Raw genomic sequence first — 16,882 nt, 5'->3', positions numbered from 1 at the left:
CGGTCACCCCGGACTTGATCCGGGGGCCAGCTTTTTACTCCGACGCAGAAAGGAAAAGCGGGATCCCGGGTCAAGCCCGGGATGACGAAAAGGAAAGATTCAATCCGCCGCCGCAGGCGCGCCAAGCGAGGTCATGCGGATCGCGTCGCGGCCGGGAAGGCCCGGAAAGCGTGGCCACAGGCCCTGGCTGATCGCGATCAGGCTGGCGGGCTTCACCCCCGTCTGGCGCTGGTACATCCAGTAATTGCGCAGCACGATCGCGACATAGGCGCGGGTCTCGGTGAAGGGAATCGATTCGATGAACAGCAGCGGATCTGCGAGGTTGCGGCCGCGCGCGTTCCAGTTGGCTACCGAGCTCGGCCCGGCATTATAGGCGGCGATGACCTTGGGCAGCAGCCCGCCGGTCGAGCTCATATCGCCCAGCTCCCGCAGATAGGCCTGGCCAAGATCGATGCTGGTCGCAGGCTGCGACAGCGATGAGGGATCGAGGGTGCGGCCTTGATGGCGCGCAACCATCTGCGCGGTGGCGGGCATCAGCTGCATGACGCCGCGCGCACCGGCCGGGCTGGCGGCGTCGGTGCGGAACTGCGATTCCTGAAGCGCATGGGCGAAGATCAGCGCCTTGTCGACGCGCCAGCCCGAGGGCGGCGTCCACCCGGGCATCGGATAGCGGGCCGATGCGGAGAGCCGGGTGCCCAACGGTCCATTCTGGGCGAGCCATATCTGCGCGGCGGGCAGGTTGAGGCGCGCGGCGAGGTGGACCAGCGATTCATGGTCCCGGCTGAGCCCGATCCGCGCCTGATGGCGCAGCATCTGTTCGGCCAGCACGGTTTCGCCGATCTCGGCGAGCGCCGTCGCGCGGCGGACATTGGGGATCGCGCCGATCGCCGACCAGTCGTTCGCGGTGAGCTTGACGCCCGACCCGCCGTCGTCGGTCAGGCCCAGCGCCGCCTGCGCGATCAGGCCATAGAAGCTTTCCTTCATCCGCGCCGCCGAACGCAGCCGCGGCTCGACCCGTTCGGGGTGCGCACAGGCCATGTCGGCGCGGCTCGCCCAATAGAGGCCGGCGGCGATCATCTCCGGATCGCGGGCGCGGGTGGAGACCTGTTCGAAGGCCAGACCCGCATTGGCGCAGTCCTTCTGCCGCCAGGCGGCGAGCCCGGCGACCCAGCTCGCCTGAACAGCCCAGTCGCCCACGCCGTCGCGGGCGCGATCGGCGACGCGGCGGGCATTGGCGTCGTCGCCCGACAGATAATAGGCCCAGGCGACGCGCTGGAGCCATTCGGCCTGCGCCTCGGGCGAGAGGTCGCCGAGCCGCGCGGTGACGAGCGCCTCAGCCTCGCTCGGCTGGTCGTTCCGCACCAGCGGCCCCGCGACCTGCGCGAGCGCGGCGGCGGCGCGATCGTTGCGCTGCGCGCGCGCCGACTGGCGCTTCGAGGGGCCCGCGAAGCGGACGAGGTCGCGGATCACGGGGAGCGCGCCGGTGGTGAGGCCGCGGCGCGCCGCGAGTGCGGCCAGTTCGGGCGCCTGCGGCAGATCCGAAGCGCTGGTGAGCAGGCTGACGAGCGCGTCATCGGGCGCCTTGGGCGACCCCTTGGCCAGGATCAGCTCGGCTTCGGCGACGTCATTGAGCGGTCCGCCCGGCATCGCATCAAGGCCTGCGCGCGCGGTAGCCCAGTCGGCGTTATGAATAGCCGTGAAAATGCCGCGATATTTGCTGCGCTGATCAACGGTCAGACCCGAGACGAGCGGAAGCTGCGGTGCCGCGGCGATGCCTGCAGCGGCGGCGGGAATGGTTACCGCGGTCTGCGCCGATGCGGCGAAGGGGGTGGCGGCCAGCAGGCCGGCGAGAAGCAACGAACGCATCAACCAAGCGCTTTCATGAGCAGTTGCAGATCTTCCCAGGCGCGGCGCTTCTGCTCGGGATATTGCAGCAGCGTGCGGGGGTGGAAGGTGGCGATGGCCTGGACGGCGCCACCGGCGAGCTTGACGTCATGGACGCGGCCGCGCGCCTCGACGAAGCCCATGTTGAGGAAGGCACGCGACGGCTGTTCGCCCATCAGCAGCAGCACCCGCGGCTTGGCGAGTGCTGCGTGATGACGCGCCAGCTGGCCGAACAGCGCGCCCGACGCCTTGTCGACATAGTCGCCGGTCGGGCGACCGGGCGACATCGAGGCGAGGTAGAGGCTGTCGCGATTGCGCTCCATCGCCGCGATCATCTTGTCGAACAGCTGCCCCGCGGGGCCCGAGAGCAGCCTGCCCGAGACATGGTCGTCGGCTTCGGGCAGATCGACCAGCGCCATGACCCCCGAGGCCGGATCGCCGGCCGGGGCCACGCGGGCGGCGAGCGGTATCGACAGCTTCTCGCTGCTGGCGAGCCAGGCGTGGAAGCCGGGCAGATCGTCGGGGAGCGACGGCTTCGCGGGCGCGCGGACCGGACGATCGGGCTGGGGTGCGCGTTCCTGGACCGGCGGGGCGGGGGAGGTGGCGACGTGAACGGCGGCGGGTGGCTGCGCTACCGGCTGCGCCGTGGCCAGCCAGTTACGCGGGGTCTCATCGACGAGCACGTCGAGGCCCGCGTCCTGCCACCATGTGACAAGACTGGCATAGCTGATATTTCCCCCCAACTCCATGCGCCGACTAAAGGAATGGGTTGACGAACCAGTCAATCTGGGGGCAGCGGCTTTAGGGCGTGACGTTTTTTTGACGCGGTGATTTGAAGCAAGGGACGAGGACGGGACATGTCGACGCGCGATTCCATGGCTTACGACGTCGTGATCGTCGGGGCGGGCCCCGCCGGGCTGGCCGCCGCGATTCGGCTGAAACAGCTTGCGATCGAAAGCGGCCGCGAGATCGGCGTCTGCGTCCTCGAAAAGGGCTCCGAGGTCGGCGCGCACATCCTGTCCGGCGCGGTGGTCGATCCGATCGCGCTCGACGAGCTGCTGCCCAACTGGAAGGAGCTCGACAGCCCGCTGACGGTGCCGGTGACCGAGAACCATCACTGGGTTCTGACCGAGAAGCGGCAATTCTCGATGCCGCACATCGCGATGCCCGGCTTCATGCACAATAAGGGCACCTACACGCTGTCGCTCGGCAATCTGTGCCGCTGGCTCGCAGGGCAGGCCGAAAATCTGGGGGTCGAGATCTTCCCGGGGTTCGCCGCCGCCGAGATCCTCTACAATGACGACGGATCAGTGAAGGGCGTCGCGACCGGCGACATGGGTGTGAGCCGCGAAGGCGAGCATAAGGCCGATTACCAGCCGGGCATGGAACTCCACGCGAAGTACACCTTCTTCGCCGAGGGCGTGCGCGGCCATCTGTCGAAGATGCTCAAGAGCAAGTTCGACCTGGAAGCCGATTGCGAGCCGCAGACCTATGCGATCGGCATCAAGGAATTGTGGGACATCGATCCCGACAAGCATGTCCCGGGCCGGGTGATCCACACCCAGGGCTGGCCGCTCACCGACGAGGTCGGCGGCGGCTTCCTCTATCATCAGGCCAATGGGCAGGTGGCGCTCGGCTTCGTCGTCGGGCTCGGTTACAAGAACCCGCACCTCTATCCGTTCGAAGAATTCCAGCGCTGGAAGCAGCACCCGAAGATCCGCGAGATCCTCGAAGGCGGCCGCCGCATCTCCTATGGCGCGCGGGCGATCAACGAGGGCGGCTGGCAGGCGATCCCCAAGCTGGTCTTCCCGGGCGGCGCGCTGATCGGCTGCTCGGCGGGCTTCGTCAACGTGCCGCGCATCAAGGGCAGCCACACCGCGATGAAGTCCGGCATGCTCGCCGCCGAAGCCGCGTTCGAGGCGATCGGTGCCGAGCGCGAGGGCGACGAGCTGGCGGCCTATCCGGCGGCGCTCAACGACAGCTGGATCGCCAAGGAGCTGAAGATCGTAAAGAACGCCGAGCCGTTCATCGCGAAGTTCGGCCCGTTTGCGGGCACGCTGCTGGCGGGCGTGGACATGTGGATGCGCAACCTTGGCATCGGCCTGCCCTTCACCCTCAAACATCACAAGGATAATGAGGGGATGTGGCGCCAGGATATAGCGCCGAAAATCGCCTATCCCAAGCCCGACGGCGTGATCAGCTTCGACCGGCTGTCGTCGGTGTTCCTGTCGAACACCAACCATGAGGAGGACCAGCCGGTCCACCTCCAGCTCAAGGACCCGAGCGTCCCGATCGACATCAACCTGCCCTGGTATGACGCGCCCGAGCAGCGTTATTGCCCGGCGGGGGTGTACGAGATCGTCGGCCGCGAGGAAGGGACGCCGAAGCTGCAGATCAACGCGCAGAACTGCGTCCACTGCAAAACCTGCGACATCAAGGATCCGACCCAGAACATCAACTGGGTGACCCCCGAAGGGGGCGGCGGGCCGAACTACCCGAATATGTGATGCGATAAGCGGGCCGGGGGTAACTCCGGCCCGTTTCTTTCCGGGCTGTCATGCTGAAGCTGTTTCAGCATCCACCGGGCCGCCCGAGAGCGCTTCTGGCTAGATCGAGCGTCGCCGCGCGAGCCTCCGGGCATGCTCCAAGGCTCCTGGTGGATGCCGAAACGAGGGTGTGTCATCAATTGGCCCCAACAGGTTACCGTCACCCTGAACTTGTTTCAGGGTCCACCATGCCACCTGCTCCGGCGCTCCCGTGGAGGAGTGGATGCTGAAACAAGTTCAGCATCACGGCTAAAATTCGCCATTTCTCACGCATTCAAATGTCAACTGATGACACGCCCGAGCTCGGCATGACGATTATTTTTCTTGCCGCGTCACAACCCCCGCCGCCCGATCGTCACATCCGTACCACTAAGGATGGAGACGAACATGAACCCGACCGCTGCCCCCCGTTATGAGCAGGAACTCCCCGACGTCGTGAAGGCGCTTTACGAGGCGCAGACGGCGGTGAACAATCATGGCATCGAGCCGCAGCTGCGCCATCTGGTCGTGCTGCGCGCGTCGCAGATCAACCGCTGCGGCTTTTGCGTGCAGATGCACACGCGCGAGGCGCGCGAGGATGGCGAGACGAGCGAGCGGCTTGATCGGGTCATCGTCTGGGATCAGGTTAAGGACTTCAGCGACCGCGAGCGGGCGGCGCTGGCCTGGACGGAGGCGCTGACCGTGCTCGATCACCATGCCGATCTCGGCGCGCTGCGCGCCCGGCTGCGCGAGCATTTCTCCGAGGAGCAGGTGGCCGCGCTCTCCGCGATCATCGCGATGATCAACGCGTGGAACCGCATCGGCGTGTCGCGGCACTGACATGGACGGGCAGGACGCCGCCCTGTTCGAGCGCCAGCGGCCCCGGCTGCTGGGCCTGGCCTATCGCATCCTCGGTTCGCGGGCCGATGCCGAAGATGCGGTGCAGGACTGTTTCGTCAAATGGAGCGCCGTCCGGCGCGACGCGATCGACAATCCGGTGGCGTGGCTGACGACGATCTGCACGCGCCGCTGCCTCGATCTGCTGCGCGCGGCGCACCGCACGCGGGTCGACTATGTCGGCGCGTGGCTGCCCGAGCCGATCCACATGGCGACCGGCCCCGACGAAGGCGACGCCGATCTGGCGGCGTCGCTGGGCTCGGCCTTCCTGCTCATGCTCGAACGGCTCACGCCGAAGGAGCGCGCCGCCTATCTGCTCCATGAGATATTCGACCGGCCCTATGACGAGATCGCCGCGACGCTGGAGATGGAGGAGCCCGCCTGCCGCAAGCTGGTGTCGCGGGCGAAAGCGAATATCGACCAGGACAAGGTGCGCCACCGCACGCCGGCCGAGACGCAGGAGCGCCTGCTCGACGCGTTCAAGGCGGCGGTGTCGAGCGGATCTCCGGATAGCCTCACCGCCCTGTTGTCGAGCGACATCCGGCTGACCGCCGATGGCGGCGGCAAAGTGCGGTCGGCGTTGAGAACGCTTGCCGGCCATCGCCATGTTCTCGCTTTCCTGCGCAAGGTGGGCGTCTGGTGGGCGGGCTATCAATGGGCCGATGCCGAGATAAACGGGGGCCGGGGGATCATTCTGACCGAAGCCGGGCGGCCCGTGGCGGCGATCTCCTTCGGCTATGACGGGGAGGGGCGGCTCAGCGACATCTTCATCATGCGCAACCCCGACAAGCTGGCGCGGATGGACCCGGTGACGATACAGTAGATCAGCGTTCGCAGGCGTCCCAGTCGCCCGCGCGGCAGGCGGCGACGCGTTCGCGCCATTCGGCGCGCTCGCGTTCATAGCGTTCCATCGCGCGGCGATTCTGCGCGCGGACATCGGCATTGCCGCGATCGCGGCGGTCGACGACGGCCTGGGCGCGCTTGTTGAGTTCGATCGTCCGGAGCCGGTCGGCGCGGTGCTCGGCATCTTCGGGCTGGGCGAAGGCGGGCGTGACGGCGAGCAACGCGAGGATGAGCAACGGGCGGGTCATGCCGGGGCGGTAGAGGGGCGCGGCTTGCCATAGGCTGAACCGCGCGCTTGCGCTGTCGCCTGCGCACGGATATGCGCGCGTCCTATGTCCACTCCGCGCAAGACATTGTCGCTCGGCCGCGTTGCGGCGCCCACCGCCGGACCGGCGCTGTCGCCCGAAGGCGAGCTGATCGCCCAGGCGGTCCGCCGCAAGCTGTGCATCGTCGCGGTGTACAACCGCACCAACATGACGATCGCGCCGCACATCCTCTACACCAAGCATGACGACCTGCATGTCGACGGCGTGGTGCTGCTGCGCGACGGCAAGGTGCCCGCCGAACTGAAACTGGGCACCTTCAAGCTGGCCGGGCTGAACAATCTGTCGCTGACCGCGGACAATTTCACGGTCCAGCCGCTCTATGATCCAAGCGACGCCAAATATGAGGGCGTGACGGTCGCGAAGGTCGGTTGAGTTCTCTCCCTAACCGCTCATCCTGAGTAAGGGCTGAGCGACGGCGAAGACCGCATCGAAGGACGGTCCTTCGAGACGCCACTTCGGCAGGCTCAGTGGCTCCTCAGGATGAGCGGTTTTAAGATTTAGCGCAGCGTAGAGGCCATTCGCCACCAGTCCGGCTGGGCGGTGGCGATGGCGCGATCCGCAATATCGCGCGCCGCCATCGTTTCGAACAGCGCGAAGCAGGTCGCGCCCGAGCCCGACATCCGCGCCAGGATCACTCCCGGCTGCGCGGCCAGCGCCGCCACCACATCGCCGATCACCGGGCAGAGCGCGCGGGCCGGGGGCTCGAGGTCGTTGCGCCCCGCCCGTGCGGCGATGAGCGGGTCGCCGTCCGAAAGGGGGCCGCGATCGACGCCGTCCCAGGCCTTGAACACCGGGCCAGTCGCCAGCGCGACGCGCGGGTTGACCAGCAGGAGAGGCGCGCCGGTGAGCGCACCCGTCTCGACCGCGAGCAGCGCGTCGCCGCGGCCATCGCCGCGCAGCGTGACCGAGGCGAGGCAGGCGGGCACGTCCGCACCGAGATCGGCGGCGAGCGCGGCGACGCGCGGATCGCCGGGCGCGATGGCGAAATCCCCGCACAGCAGCCGCAGCACCGCCGCGGCGTCGGCGGATCCGCCACCGATCCCCGCGGCGACCGGCAATCGCTTGTCGAGCGTGATGGCGGGCGGCTCCCTTCCGGCCAGCGTGGCGAGGCGACGCGCGGCGCGCATCACCAGATTATCCTCCGGGTCCTCCCCGGCCAGGGCGCCGGCGAAGGGGCCGGTGAGGGTCAGCCGCGCCGCGCCAGGCGTGGCGGCGATCAGGTCGCCATGCTCGGCGAAGGCGAAGATCGTCTCGATGTCGTGATAGCCGTCGGCCCGCCGCCGGCGGACGTGGAGGGCGAGGTTGATCTTGGCGTAGGCGGTGGCGGCGGTCACTTGGCGGTCAGGCTGTCGCTCACGCCATCGGCCAGCTTGCGGTTGATCCGTTCGGCATCGGCCTTCTCGGCCTGGACCAGCGCGGCGCGCCAGGCATAGCGCGCCTCTATCCGCCGTCCGGCCGCCCAATAGGCGTCGCCGAGATGCTCGTTCATCACCGACTGGCCCGGATCGGCGGACACCGCGCGTTCGAGCGCGGCGATCGCGCCGGCATAGTTGCCGCGCTTGTAATAGAGCCAGCCGAGCGAATCGGCGATCGCGGCGTCGCTCGGGTCGAGGCCGCTGGCGCGCTCGATATAGGCCTGCGCCTCGGCAAGATTCTCGCCCCGGTCGAGCATGCCATAGCCGATATAGTTGAGGATGATCGCCTGGTTCGGCGCCAGCGCATTGGCCTGGAGCAGCAGCGCCTTCGACGCGGTCCAGTCCCCGGCGCGGTCGAGCGCACCGGCCTTGAGGAACATGTGGATCCAGCTGGGCCGCCCCGCTGCATTGTCGAGATCGATCGCCTTTTGATAGGCGGCGGCTGCTTCGGCCGGCCGGTTGAGATCGGACAATATGCCGCCCAGATCGACGAAGGCGGACGGACCCGCGTCGGGCCGCGCGGCGACCTTCCCGGCGTCGGCGAGCGCGGCTTCCTTATCACCCTTGGCGAGGAGGATGCCGCTGCGCTGCTGGCGGCTCGCCTCGGACAGGGGATTGTCGGCGGGAATCTTCGCAAGCAGCGCCAGCGCCGCTTCATGATAGCCGTTGGAGGCGAGCAGATCGGCAGTGGCGATCGTCGCGGCGGCGTTGTCGGGGGCGAGATAATTGGCGAGGCGCGCCAGCTGGAGCGAGACCGGCGAGCGGCCGTCATTGCCCTTCACGTCGATCGCCAGCTGCGCGAGAAGCTCCGAAAGGCCGAGCGCGGGAGTGTCGATCGCGCCGATGATCGGGCGTCCGGCGGCGATCGCGGCGCGCGCGGTTTCCAGCTCGGGCGCGCGGCCCTGGAGCAGCTGCGTGGCGTTGGCGGTATCGCCGCGGCGGATCAGCAGGGCGGCGGCGGCGAGCTGGAGCCGGACGGCGCGTGCGTCATTGGCGGCGATCAGGCGGCGCAGGTCGTCGAGCACGTCGGTGCGCCCGGCAGCGAGCGCGATAAGCACGAAATGATCGCGGGCATAGGCATTGGCGAGCTGCGATCCCGCCGAAGGCGCGACCAGCCGGGCGGGATCGTCCTTGCGCTGGCCGAGCGCCACCCAGCCATGCATGACCGGCGCCAGGAAGGCGAAGACCTGTTCGCGCTCGATTCGGCCGACCAGCGCCGAGGCGCGGGTCCAGTCCTTCGCGGTGACGGCGTCGGCGAGCAGCATCAGCACCGCGTCGGGCGGCAGCGCCGACAGCCGGTCGAGCTGCTGCGCGGCAAGGCTGGCGAGCTTGAAATTGCCCGCGGTCAGCGCCTGGCGATAGGTGCGCAGCGCGAGCCGCTTGTCCTGCGGCGAGGCCTGCAGCAGCCTGGCGTAGCTGCTCGCGGCGGCGTCGGGCATGCCCGCGGCGTCGGCGAGGCGGGCGCGGACATATTGGCGCATTTCCGACGAGCTGTCGCTGACCGCCGCCTGGCCCAAGCCGGGCAGGGTGGCGACCAGCGCCGTTGCCAAAACTGCTATTTTCCGCCGCACGCCGTGCTCCACCTTCGAACCGCGCGCTTATCGCAGAATATCGGCGGGTGACCAAGCCTTTGCGGCCTGCGGGGCTCTGGCGAAGATGATCCGCCGCGGTAGGATGCGCGGATGATTCGCCAAGCCTTTCTCCTCGCCGCCCTCGTCCTGTCCGTCCCCGCGGCCGCCGCGCCGTCGAAGGTGAAGGTCGCGCTGAAGACCAGCGAGGGGACGATCGTCGTCGCGGTCGACGTGCGCCATGCGCCGATCACCGCGAAGAATTTCCTCGCTTATGTCGACCAGAAGAAGTTCGACGGGACGAGCTTCTACCGCGCCGCGCCCGCCAAGAGGAATCGCGCGGTCGGCCTGATTCAGGGCGGCATCCGCCGCTCGGCGTTCCGCTCGCTGGTGCCGATCGCGCATGAGCCGACGACCAAGACCGGCCTGCGCCATGTCGACGGCACGATATCGATGGCGCGGCGCGAGCCGGGAACCGCGATGGGCGACTTCTTCATCTTGGTCGGCCCGTCCCCGGCGATGGACGCCCACCCCGGCGCGCCCGGCGACAATGCGGGCTATGCCGCCTTCGGCAAGGTCGTGTCGGGCATGCCGGTGGTGAAGCGGATCATGGCCGCGAAAACCTGGCCCGGCGGATCGGGAGCGATGAAGGATCAGCTCATCAAGGCGCCGGTGAAGATCATCGAGGCGCGGCGGGTGGACTGAATCGGCCCAGGGCGGCGAACGCGGATTTCTCCGCCTCCGGTGCTCACATACTGAAAGTCGTATTAGTCAGCGCGCCGCGTTGGCGAAGCTGCCGTCGACCCAGACGAGCGGGCTGATCTCGTCATGATTGACGACATTCTCCACCTCGCCGACGAACAGGGTGTGGGTGCCGACGTCGATCGTCTGCGTGACCCGGCACATCAGGCTGGCGAGCGCATCGTCGAGGACGAGGACACCGTCCGCGCCCGGGGTCCAGCCGCCGCCTTCGAAACGCTCGAGCCCCTTCTTCTTGCCGCTGAAGATGCCGACCAGTTCCTGATGCCGCTCGGCCAGCAGGTTGACGCAATAGCGCTGCGACGCGGACAGCACCGGGTGGATGCTCGCGCTGCGGTTGACCGCGATCAGCAGGGTCGGCGGATCGGCGGTCACCGACATCACCGCGGTGGCGGCCATGCCGGTGCAATTCTCGTCGCGGCCCGCGGTGATCAGGGCGATCGTCGTCGCGAGGCGGCGCATGGCGTGGCGGAAGCCGTCCCGGATCTCTTCTTCGCTCACCCTGATATCTCCCTTTGTCCGTGCGGTAGCCGCTAGAGAAATGGAGCGATCTGCGCAATCTCTTCGCTGTGCATCTTTGCTTGTCCCAACCGCGCTTTTCTTTTTGCGGTCAAGCGCGTATGGCGGCGCGATTCAAGACATCGAGATGTGTGAGGCGGCAGTTTGGCAAAAGAAGAGTTGCTGGAAATGCGCGGACAGGTGGTGGAACTTCTGCCCAACGCCATGTTCCGGGTGAAGCTGGAAAATGACCATGAAATCCTGGGTCATACCGCCGGCAAGATGCGCAAGAACCGCATTCGCGTGCTGGTCGGCGACGAAGTGCTCGTCGAGCTGACGCCCTATGATCTGACCAAGGGTCGCATCACCTATCGTTTCAAATAAGTCCGGGTGGACGGGTGACGCGCCCTTGACCCCGCTCATCCTCGCATCGGGCAGTCCGCGCCGGGCCGAACTGATCGGCCGGCTGGGGATCACCCCCGCCGCGATCGACCCCGCCGACATCGACGAGACGGTGCTGAAGGGCGAAAGCCCGGCGCCTTATGCTGCGCGTGTCGCGGCCGCAAAGGCTGCGCTGGTCGCCGCGCGCCACCCGGGCAAGGCGGTGCTGGGCGCGGACACGGTGGTCGCCGCAGGCCGCCGGATATTGCCCAAGACCGAGGATGCCGCCGAGGCGCGTGCCTGCCTGCATCTGCTGTCGGGCCGCCGCCACCGCGTCCATTCGGCGGTGACGCTGATCGATCCGCAAGGCATGGCGCGGCACCGGCTGTCGACCAGCATCGTCGCCTTCAAACGCCTGACCGAGGCCGAGATCGCCGCCTATGTCGAGAGCGGCGAATGGCGCGGCAAGGCGGGGGGCTATGCGATCCAGGGCTATGCCGAGAGCTGGGTGCGGATGCTGTCGGGCAGCCATTCGGGGGTGATGGGCCTGCCGCTGTTCGAGACCCGCGCGCTGCTCGTGGCGGCGGGGCTGCTGCCGGAATGTCATGCGTGAATGGCTCTATGAAGCCGGTATCGGCGAGACGCGCGCCGCGCTGATCGAGGACGGCATGATCGTCGCCGCAGCGATCGAGGCCGATGACGACGGGGTGCGGGCGGGCACGATCGCCTCTGCCCGGCTCAGCCGGATTGTGATTCCCGGACGGCGCGCGATCGTGACGCTCGACAGCGGCGAGGAGGCGTTGATCGAGCCGGTACCGGGCGGCGTATCGGAGGGAGCGCGGCTGCTCGTCGAGATCCACCGCGCCGCGCTGCCCGAGCCAGGGCGCGCCAAGCTGGCGATCGCGCGGCGGGCGGCGGCGGATGCGGTGGCCGCCGACGCGCCGGCGCTGATCGATCGCATCCGGGCGAGCGGCGAATCGGTCCGGCTTTTGCAGGCGCATCAGCCCGACGCGCTGGAGGCCGCCGGCTGGTCCGAACTGATCGAGGAAGCCGCGACCGGTCAGGCCGATTTCGAGGGCGGCGGACTGCGGCTGTCGCTGACGCCCGCAATGAGCCTGATCGACGTCGACGGCTGGCTCGAGCCCGCGGCGCTGGCGGTGGCCGGGGCGGCGGCGGCGGCGCGGATGATCCTGCGCCATGGCATCACCGGATCGATCGGCATCGACCTGCCGACCGCGGGCAGCAAGGCGGCGCGGCAGGCGGCGGCCGATGCGGTCGACGCGATCCTGCCCCCGCCGTTCGAGCGGACCGCGGTGAATGGCTTCGGTTTCCTCCAGATCGTCCGGCGCCGGGCGGCGCCATCACTGCCCGAACGGGTGCAGGGCGATCCGGCGGGCGCGGCGGCGCGCGCGCTGCTGCGCCGCGCCGAGCGCACGCCTGGAGCTGGGACACGGACGCTGACCGCCGCGCCCGCCGTGATCGCGCTGATCGAGCGGCGTGAAGACTGGCGCGCCGAACTCGCCCGCCGCACCGGCGCACCGATCGCCTTGCGCGCCGACGCCGGGCTCGCCATATCGGCGGGACATGCCGATGCAAAAAATCCCTAAATGCCCCCTGTGCGGCAAGCCCGAAGCCGCCCAGCACACGCCGTTCTGCAGCCAGGGCTGCCGTGACCGCGACCTTTTGAAATGGCTCGACGAGGGCTATCGCATCCCCGGGCCGCCCGCCGATCCGGCCGCCGATCCCGACGCAGAATAATTTGGCAAAAGCGGGCTGGACAGACCGCGCAACCCCCCTCTATAGGCACGCCTCCAACGCTATCGTGCCCAGGTAGCTCAGTTGGTAGAGCATGCGACTGAAAATCGCAGTGTCGGCGGTTCGACCCCGTCCCTGGGCACCATTTTCCTGATTAGCGTCGTCCAGCTTGCCGGCCGCTCCCGGTGGCGCTGTTGCGCCTCTGGCGGTGCAGGATCACGGATCCAGATTGTGCGTTGACCGGTCGACGAGGAGGGTCGACCGATGGATGAGTCAGAGGTCAGCGAGGGCGGTTGCGCCTGCGGTGCGGTGCGTTTCGTCGTGGTGGGGAAGGCGCTTCGATCCGGGCTGTGCCATTGCCTGACCTGCCAAAGAGCCCATGGCGGCCCGTTCTTTCCGTTCGTGGTTTTTTGCCGCGATCAGGTGAGGCTGACCGGGCCGCTACGCACGTGGCATAGCACGGCCGCCTATAGCCGCTGTTTCTGTACCGCATGCGGGTCGCGCGTAGCGAGCTTGACGAACGACGCCGTCGAGTTGTGCTCGACCCAGTTCGACCGCGCGGGAATGTTTCCGCCGCAATATGAAAGCTGGACGATCCGCCGCCAGCCCTGGCTCAAGCCGCTTGCTGTGGTTCAATATGCCCGGGATCGTGAAGATGGCGAGGTCTGCGCGGGGGGAGACGCCTTCGGGGGAGATGGCCGTGCGTGACCGGAGAAGGAGCGGGGTGCCCGTGCTCTCGCCCCTACGCCGCGAGTTTCAGGCCCGTGCTCTTTTCGACCATACGGCCGCCCTGCCACAATTCCCAGGGCTGCCGGTCGCGGCGCTGGGTGGCGGTGCGGATCGCATCGGCATCGCCGTCGGCCATGATCGCCGCCACATCCTCGATATGGATGCCGTTGCAATCCATGATGTAGACGCGATAGCCGATCATTTGAAACGTCCCTCTTCGGTCCGGCGGATGCCGTTAACCATGAAGCATGGCTAGGCTTTCCGGGCGATTCGGACAATTATCGGAAGGTCCAACGTAGTATTACGGGGGGCTTAGACCGAAGTCTTACGACGAAGATATGAGCGGCATCAGCGCCGCGACCACCCAGCGGTCCTCACCGCGCAGCACGTTCCAGGCGCGGGCGGCGGCGCGGCTGTCCATCGCCTCCACCCCGAAGCCGAGCGCCTCGACCGCGTTGACGAAAGCGGGGGTGGGGCGCCGCATCGCCGGGCCGACCCCGAGCAGCAGGAATTCCGGCGGCGGCTGGATCGCGAGCAGACCGGCGACGTCGCCCAGCGCCAGCGCCTCGAGTGCGGGCGGGCTCCAGTCGAGCGCATTGTCCGGGGTCAGCCACAGGCCGCCGGGTACGATCCGGTCCTCGACGCGGAAGGCGGTGCCCGAAAAGCCACGAATCGTCGGCCCGCCGGGGGCCTCCTCGCGATCGAAGCTGACCATGACGGTCAGGCCTTCGGGCCGATCCGCTCGGCGTCCGGACGCGCCGTCTCTGGCTTGTTGCCGAAGCGCTGCGGTTCGAGGCCCAGCGTGATCAGCAGCGAGGAAGAAACGTAGATCGACGAATAGGTGCCGACCACGACGCCGAGCAGCATCGCCGCCGAGAAGCCGCGCAGCACATGGCCGCCGAACAGCAGCAGCGACAGCAGCGCGAGGGCGATGGTGATCGAGGTCATGACGGTGCGCGGCAGCGTCTCGTTGACCGACAGATCGATCAGCGCCTTCATGTCCATCTGGCGGAATTTTCGCATATTCTCGCGGATACGGTCGTCGATCACCATCTTGTCGTTGATCGAATAGCCGATGATCGTCAGCACCGCCGCGACGATGTTGAGATCGAACTCCATCTGCGTCAGCGCGAAGAAGCCGAGCGTCATGATCACGTCATGGACGATCGCGACGAAGGTCGAGACGCCGAACTGCCATTCGTAGCGCAGCCAGGAGAAGACCGCGATGCCGAGCACCGCCAGCACCACCGCGAGGATGCCGTTGCGGATCAGCTCGCCCGAAACCTTGCCCGAGACGGTGTCGGTGCGGGTGAAACGGATGCCGGGATATTGTTGCTTGAGCGCGGTGGAGACCTTGCCGACGATCGCGTTGGTCGCGCCCTGATCGGCCCCTTCCTCGACCGGCAGGCGGATCGACACGGTGCGCGGATCGCCGAACTGCTGGAGCGAGCTGGTGCCCACGCCGAGCCCGTCGATCGTGGCGCGCACCTTGCCGAGCGGCGGGGCTTCCGGGAACTGCGCCTCGATCATCAGGCCGCCGACGAAGTCGACACCCAGGTTGAGGCCGCGCGTCGCGGTGAGGCCGAGGGCCGCGATCGTCAGCAGGGCGGTGACGATGAAGCAGGCGACGCGGATCCGGACGAAACCGATATTGGTGTTGTCGGGAACCAGTTTCAGCAGGCGCATGGGACCGTTCCGATCAGATATTGATGTGGGTGGGCCGGTTCCGGCGCAGCCAGATCGACACGAGCATCCGGGTGAAGACGACCGCGGTGAACACCGACGTGGCGATGCCGATCAGCAGCACGACCGCAAAGCCCTTCACCTGGGCCGAGCCCAGCACAAACATGATGCCGCCCGCGATGGCGTGGGTCACGTTCGCCTCGAAGATGGTGCGGCTGGCTTCCTTATAGCCATGCTCGACCGCCTGGGTGATCGAACGGCCGCGGCGCAGCTCCTCGCGCATGCGTTCATTGATCAGCACGTTGGCGTCGACCGCCGCGCCGATCGTCAGCACGAAGCCGGCAATGCCGGGCAGGGTGAGCGTCGCGTTGAGCAGCGCCATCACGCCCAGGATGACGAACACGTTGATGACCACCGCGAGGTTCGCATAGACGCCGAAGCGCCCATAGGTCACCAGCATGAAGACGATCACCGCGATCACCGCGATGGCACTGGCGAGGGTGCCGGCGCGGATCGAATCGGCGCCGAGTTCGGGCCCGACGGTGCGCTCCTCGACCACCTTCAGCGCGACCGGCAGCTTGCCCGAACGCAGCGCGATGGCGAGCTGGTTGGCGCTGTCGGTGGTGAAGCGGCCTGAAATCTGCGCTTGGCCGCCAAGGATCGGCTCGTTGATGTTCGGCGCCGACAGCACCTTGCCGTCGAGGATCATCGCGAAGGGCTTGCCGACATTCTCCTGCGTCACGCGGGCGAATTTGCGGCCGCCTTCGCTGTTGAAGGTGATCGAGACGACCGGCTCGTTGGTCTGCTGGTTATAGCTGAGCTTGGCGTCGATCAGCTCGTCGCCGGTCAGCATCGCGCGGCGCTTCACCGCGATGAAGCCGCCGGGATTGTCGGCATAGGGCAGGACTTCGCTGCCCACCGGCGCGCGGCCCTGGGTCACTGCCGCCGGATCGGCGGTCAGGTCGACCAGCTTGAATTCGAGCTTGGCGGTGCGGCCGATCAGCGCCTTGAGCGCCGCCGGGTCCTGAAGCCCCGGAACCTGGACGAGGATGCGGTCGCTGCCCTGACGGACGATATTGGGTTCGCGCGTGCCCATTTCGTCGATGCGCTTGCGGACGACTTCGGTCGCGACCTGCATCGCGCTGTCGGTCGCCTGGCGCAGCCCGGCATCGGTGGGGGTGAGGACGATCCGGGTCGAATCGACCACCTGCACGTTCCAGTCGCGCTGGCCGCTCATCCCCGATGGCTGGGTGAGGGTGCGGATGCGCTCGACCGCGGCGTCGATCTGGTTGCCGTCGCGGACGAAGAAGGACAGCCGCCCGCCGGCCGTCGAGATGTCGCCGATCGCGATCGGCGGATCGGCGCGGCGCATTTCGGTGCGGACCTGCTCCTCCATCTTGATGATGTTCTGCTTGGCGAGGTCGGCGGTGTCGGCCTCCAGCATCAGATGGCTGCCGCCCGAGAGATCGAGACCGAGATTGACTCGCGGCAGGCTGGTCAGCCCCAAGGGGTCGGTGATCGATGCCGGCACGAAGCTCGGCACGGACAGCAGCACGCCGATCGCCAGCGAGACGACGATCGAGATGATCTTCCAGCGGGGGAAGTCTAGCATTTGGGGG

At 67.7% G+C, this 16,882-nt stretch carries 20 protein-coding genes and 1 tRNA gene; 11 read left to right on the top strand and 10 right to left on the bottom strand.

Annotation, left to right across the window (positions count from 1 at the left end; translation table 11 throughout):
• Window positions 1-99 precede the first annotated feature (99 nt).
• Entirely contained in the window at window positions 100-1,866 is a 1,767-nt protein-coding gene (locus tag ASE00_RS15820; RefSeq protein ID WP_056382059.1) for a lytic transglycosylase domain-containing protein, read from the bottom strand.
• Window positions 1,866-2,633 carry a uracil-DNA glycosylase family protein gene (locus tag ASE00_RS15815; protein WP_056382057.1) on the bottom strand — a complete coding sequence of 256 codons (768 nt, stop codon included), beginning with the start codon at window positions 2,631-2,633 and terminating at the stop codon, window positions 1,866-1,868. The genes ASE00_RS15820 and ASE00_RS15815 overlap by 1 nt, the downstream gene beginning before the upstream one ends.
• 108 nt (window positions 2,634-2,741) lie before the next feature.
• Between ASE00_RS15815 and ASE00_RS15810 the strand changes: the two genes are divergently transcribed.
• The 3 genes from ASE00_RS15810 to sigJ all read left to right on the top strand — a co-directional run bounded on the left by ASE00_RS15810 (window position 2,742) and on the right by sigJ (window position 6,129).
• The gene (locus ASE00_RS15810; RefSeq protein WP_056382056.1) at window positions 2,742-4,391 is read left to right on the top strand and encodes an electron transfer flavoprotein-ubiquinone oxidoreductase; all 1,650 of its coding nucleotides are present in this window, start codon (window positions 2,742-2,744) and stop codon (window positions 4,389-4,391) included.
• Window positions 4,392-4,817: 426 nt separating this feature from the next.
• Window positions 4,818-5,249, top strand: coding sequence for a carboxymuconolactone decarboxylase family protein (locus ASE00_RS15805; protein WP_082594807.1), 432 nt, complete (start codon window positions 4,818-4,820; stop codon window positions 5,247-5,249).
• A gap of 1 nt (window position 5,250) precedes the next feature.
• Window positions 5,251-6,129 (top strand): RNA polymerase sigma factor SigJ, encoded by an 879-nt coding sequence (gene sigJ / locus ASE00_RS15800; RefSeq protein WP_056382052.1) that lies wholly within the window; start codon window positions 5,251-5,253, stop codon window positions 6,127-6,129.
• Between the two features lies 1 nt (window position 6,130).
• On the opposite strand, the gene ASE00_RS15795 is transcribed toward sigJ, so the two are convergent.
• A complete protein-coding gene (locus ASE00_RS15795) occupies window positions 6,131-6,397 on the bottom strand; it encodes a hypothetical protein (RefSeq protein WP_056382050.1) in 267 nt (88 codons plus the stop codon).
• An 84-nt stretch (window positions 6,398-6,481) separates the two neighbouring features.
• Here ASE00_RS15795 and ASE00_RS15790 point away from each other — a divergent pair, with 84 nt between their 5' ends.
• A complete protein-coding gene (locus ASE00_RS15790) occupies window positions 6,482-6,847 on the top strand; it encodes a hypothetical protein (protein ID WP_200957948.1) in 366 nt (121 codons plus the stop codon).
• Between the two features lie 125 nt (window positions 6,848-6,972).
• Here ASE00_RS15790 and ASE00_RS15785 read toward each other — a convergent pair whose 3' ends face one another.
• Window positions 6,973-7,809, bottom strand: coding sequence for a 4-(cytidine 5'-diphospho)-2-C-methyl-D-erythritol kinase (locus ASE00_RS15785; RefSeq protein ID WP_056382048.1), 837 nt, complete (start codon window positions 7,807-7,809; stop codon window positions 6,973-6,975).
• A complete protein-coding gene (locus ASE00_RS15780; protein ID WP_056382610.1) occupies window positions 7,806-9,461 on the bottom strand; it encodes a tetratricopeptide repeat protein in 1,656 nt (551 codons plus the stop codon). The genes ASE00_RS15785 and ASE00_RS15780 overlap by 4 nt, the downstream gene beginning before the upstream one ends.
• Window positions 9,462-9,572: 111 nt before the next feature.
• Between ASE00_RS15780 and ASE00_RS15775 the strand changes: the two genes are divergently transcribed.
• On the top strand, window positions 9,573-10,163 hold the full coding sequence (locus tag ASE00_RS15775) for a peptidylprolyl isomerase (RefSeq protein ID WP_056382045.1): 591 nt from the start codon (window positions 9,573-9,575) through the stop codon (window positions 10,161-10,163).
• A 66-nt stretch (window positions 10,164-10,229) separates the two neighbouring features.
• Here ASE00_RS15775 and ASE00_RS15770 read toward each other — a convergent pair whose 3' ends face one another.
• Window positions 10,230-10,718 (bottom strand): flavin reductase family protein, encoded by a 489-nt coding sequence (locus ASE00_RS15770; RefSeq protein WP_056382043.1) that lies wholly within the window; start codon window positions 10,716-10,718, stop codon window positions 10,230-10,232.
• A 162-nt stretch (window positions 10,719-10,880) separates the two neighbouring features.
• Between ASE00_RS15770 and infA the strand changes: the two genes are divergently transcribed.
• The 6 genes from infA (at window position 10,881) to ASE00_RS15745 (ending at window position 13,559) form a co-directional block, all read left to right on the top strand.
• Window positions 10,881-11,099 carry a translation initiation factor IF-1 gene (infA, locus tag ASE00_RS15765; protein ID WP_010162480.1) on the top strand — a complete coding sequence of 73 codons (219 nt, stop codon included), beginning with the start codon at window positions 10,881-10,883 and terminating at the stop codon, window positions 11,097-11,099.
• 25 nt (window positions 11,100-11,124) lie between these two features.
• Window positions 11,125-11,709 carry a Maf family protein gene (locus ASE00_RS15760; RefSeq protein ID WP_056382042.1) on the top strand — a complete coding sequence of 195 codons (585 nt, stop codon included), beginning with the start codon at window positions 11,125-11,127 and terminating at the stop codon, window positions 11,707-11,709.
• The gene (locus ASE00_RS15755; RefSeq protein ID WP_056382040.1) at window positions 11,702-12,703 is read left to right on the top strand and encodes a hypothetical protein; all 1,002 of its coding nucleotides are present in this window, start codon (window positions 11,702-11,704) and stop codon (window positions 12,701-12,703) included. Before ASE00_RS15760 ends, ASE00_RS15755 begins: the two co-directional genes overlap by 8 nt.
• Window positions 12,681-12,854 (top strand): DNA gyrase inhibitor YacG, encoded by a 174-nt coding sequence (locus ASE00_RS23070; protein WP_235538707.1) that lies wholly within the window; start codon window positions 12,681-12,683, stop codon window positions 12,852-12,854. The genes ASE00_RS15755 and ASE00_RS23070 overlap by 23 nt, the downstream gene beginning before the upstream one ends.
• 66 nt (window positions 12,855-12,920) lie before the next feature.
• A tRNA-Phe gene (locus ASE00_RS15750) sits at window positions 12,921-12,996 on the top strand.
• 119 nt (window positions 12,997-13,115) lie between these two features.
• A complete protein-coding gene (locus ASE00_RS15745) occupies window positions 13,116-13,559 on the top strand; it encodes a GFA family protein (RefSeq protein ID WP_056382038.1) in 444 nt (147 codons plus the stop codon).
• A 34-nt stretch (window positions 13,560-13,593) separates the two neighbouring features.
• On the opposite strand, the gene ASE00_RS15740 is transcribed toward ASE00_RS15745, so the two are convergent.
• The 4 genes from ASE00_RS15740 to secD form a co-directional block, all read right to left on the bottom strand.
• Complete coding sequence (locus ASE00_RS15740; RefSeq protein ID WP_056382036.1) at window positions 13,594-13,782, bottom strand: hypothetical protein; 189 nt, start codon at window positions 13,780-13,782, stop codon at window positions 13,594-13,596.
• 123 nt (window positions 13,783-13,905) lie between these two features.
• Entirely contained in the window at window positions 13,906-14,295 is a 390-nt protein-coding gene (locus tag ASE00_RS15735; protein ID WP_056382034.1) for an MTH938/NDUFAF3 family protein, read from the bottom strand.
• A 5-nt stretch (window positions 14,296-14,300) separates the two neighbouring features.
• The gene (secF, locus tag ASE00_RS15730; RefSeq protein WP_056382033.1) at window positions 14,301-15,266 is read right to left on the bottom strand and encodes a protein translocase subunit SecF; all 966 of its coding nucleotides are present in this window, start codon (window positions 15,264-15,266) and stop codon (window positions 14,301-14,303) included.
• A gap of 13 nt (window positions 15,267-15,279) precedes the next feature.
• Window positions 15,280-16,875, bottom strand: coding sequence for a protein translocase subunit SecD (secD, locus tag ASE00_RS15725; protein WP_056382031.1), 1,596 nt, complete (start codon window positions 16,873-16,875; stop codon window positions 15,280-15,282).
• Window positions 16,876-16,882: the final 7 nt, after the last annotated feature.

Source organism: Sphingomonas sp. Root710 (assembly GCF_001429065.1).
GTDB lineage: Bacteria > Pseudomonadota > Alphaproteobacteria > Sphingomonadales > Sphingomonadaceae > Rhizorhabdus.
This window is presented reverse-complemented; position numbering and strand designations above follow the sequence as displayed.

Excerpts from the sequence above, each read along its gene's own strand:
- ASE00_RS15775 (WP_056382045.1), top strand. The coding sequence starts at position 9,573 with ATGATTCGCCAAGCCTTTCTCCTCGCCGCCCTCGTCCTGTCCGTCCCC.
- ASE00_RS15735 (WP_056382034.1), bottom strand. The coding sequence starts at position 14,295 with ATGGTCAGCTTCGATCGCGAGGAGGCCCCCGGCGGGCCGACGATTCGT.
- secD (WP_056382031.1), bottom strand. The coding sequence starts at position 16,875 with ATGCTAGACTTCCCCCGCTGGAAGATCATCTCGATCGTCGTCTCGCTG.
- ASE00_RS15740 (WP_056382036.1), bottom strand. The coding sequence starts at position 13,782 with ATGATCGGCTATCGCGTCTACATCATGGATTGCAACGGCATCCATATC.
- ASE00_RS15820 (WP_056382059.1), bottom strand. The coding sequence starts at position 1,866 with ATGCGTTCGTTGCTTCTCGCCGGCCTGCTGGCCGCCACCCCCTTCGCC.
- ASE00_RS15805 (WP_082594807.1), top strand. The coding sequence starts at position 4,818 with ATGAACCCGACCGCTGCCCCCCGTTATGAGCAGGAACTCCCCGACGTC.
- ASE00_RS15745 (WP_056382038.1), top strand. The coding sequence starts at position 13,116 with ATGGATGAGTCAGAGGTCAGCGAGGGCGGTTGCGCCTGCGGTGCGGTG.
- ASE00_RS15810 (WP_056382056.1), top strand. The coding sequence starts at position 2,742 with ATGTCGACGCGCGATTCCATGGCTTACGACGTCGTGATCGTCGGGGCG.
- sigJ (WP_056382052.1), top strand. The coding sequence starts at position 5,251 with ATGGACGGGCAGGACGCCGCCCTGTTCGAGCGCCAGCGGCCCCGGCTG.
- ASE00_RS15755 (WP_056382040.1), top strand. The coding sequence starts at position 11,702 with ATGCGTGAATGGCTCTATGAAGCCGGTATCGGCGAGACGCGCGCCGCG.
- ASE00_RS15795 (WP_056382050.1), bottom strand. The coding sequence starts at position 6,397 with ATGACCCGCCCGTTGCTCATCCTCGCGTTGCTCGCCGTCACGCCCGCC.
- ASE00_RS15815 (WP_056382057.1), bottom strand. The coding sequence starts at position 2,633 with ATGGAGTTGGGGGGAAATATCAGCTATGCCAGTCTTGTCACATGGTGG.
- ASE00_RS15790 (WP_200957948.1), top strand. The coding sequence starts at position 6,482 with ATGTCCACTCCGCGCAAGACATTGTCGCTCGGCCGCGTTGCGGCGCCC.
- ASE00_RS23070 (WP_235538707.1), top strand. The coding sequence starts at position 12,681 with ATGCCGATGCAAAAAATCCCTAAATGCCCCCTGTGCGGCAAGCCCGAA.
- secF (WP_056382033.1), bottom strand. The coding sequence starts at position 15,266 with ATGCGCCTGCTGAAACTGGTTCCCGACAACACCAATATCGGTTTCGTC.